Source organism: Streptomyces sp. NPDC031274 (genome assembly GCF_055570235.1).
This window is the reverse complement of record NZ_JBVIHP010000290.1, coordinates 1-1274: the sequence shown is the minus strand read 5'-3', so window position 1 is coordinate 1274 and position 1274 is coordinate 1. Positions and strand designations below refer to the sequence as shown.

General features: G+C 71.5%; 1 protein-coding gene and 1 pseudogene. Both read left to right on the top strand.

The window, feature by feature from the left end; translation table 11 throughout:
- Window positions 1-358, top strand: a pseudogene (locus tag ACZ5CR_RS45745) (PadR family transcriptional regulator); the annotation flags it as partial.
- Window positions 359-455: 97 nt separating this feature from the next.
- Window positions 456-1274, top strand: an 819-nt coding sequence (locus tag ACZ5CR_RS45740) for an ATP-binding cassette domain-containing protein (RefSeq protein WP_468869754.1), incomplete at its 3' end; no start/stop codon positions are given.

The window sequence follows — 1274 nt, the reverse complement described above, 5'->3', positions numbered from 1 at the left end:
CGACCAGCGGACGGACATGCTCTCCGCGGCCCTCGGCTTCATCGTCGACCTGCGCCGCGACGAGGCGGTCGAACTGCTGAAGCAGCGGGTGCGGGGGATCGAGGAGTGGCGCAGTTCCGTCACGGAGTACTACATCCCCGAGGACGGCCCGGAGCAGCTGGGGCACATCGGCGAGATCATGAACCTCTGGGTCCACATGGCCGACGGGGGCGTGGAGTGGACGAGGGGCCTGATCAAGCGGATCGAGGGCGGGTCGTACACGTTCGCGGGGGAGGGCGAGCCGTTCGTGGGCATCCTCGCCGAGGGCGAGGAGAACCCGTTCGCGACCGGGGAACCGCACGCGGAGGACGACCGCTGATCAAGTTTGACTAATCCTGGGTTCGGGGATACCTTCCTTCGCGTTGAGCTTGTAGTCAAGTTTGACTACGAGGTGGCAGGGGCTCGGAGGGAGACGGATGACGGACGCGATCGTCGTCGAGGGCGCACGGAAGCGGTACGGGGAGAAGTGGGCGCTCGACGGCCTGGACCTGACGGTCGGGCGCGGCACGGTGCACGGCATGCTCGGCCCGAACGGCGCGGGCAAGACCACAGTGGTGCGGGTGCTCGCCACGCTGCTGCGGGCGGACGAGGGCCGGGCGGAGGTCGCCGGGTACGACGTGCGCAGGCAGCCGGACGAGGTGCGCAGGCGCATCGGCCTGCTCGGCCAGCATGCCGCGCTGGACGAGGAGTTGAGCGGCCGGCAGAACCTGGACATGTTCGGGCGGCTCTACCACCTGGGGGCCCGCCGCGCGGGTGTGCGGGCCGACGAGCTCCTGGAGCGGTTCGGGCTCGGGGACACCGGCCGCAAGGCGGTCAAGCGGTACAGCGGCGGCATGCGGCGCCGCCTCGACCTCGCGGCCTCGCTCATCACGGAGCCCGACGTGCTGTTCCTGGACGAGCCGACGACGGGCCTGGACCCCCGGGGCCGCACGGAGGTCTGGGAGGCGGTGCGCTCCCTGGTCGACGGGGGCACGACGGTGCTGCTCACCACGCAGTACCTCGAAGAGGCTGACCAGCTCGCCCACCGCATCTCGGTGATCGACCGGGGCCGGGTCATCGCGGACGGCACGGCGGACGAGCTGAAGTCGAAGACCGGCGGCGACCGGATCGACGTGGTGGTGCGCGACGCGGCCCAACTGGAGCTGGCGGCACGCCTCCTGCCCGGCGACGCCACGCTGGACGCGGACCGGCGCCTTGCCAGCGCGCCGGTGGCGGACCGGATGGGGGCGCTCACC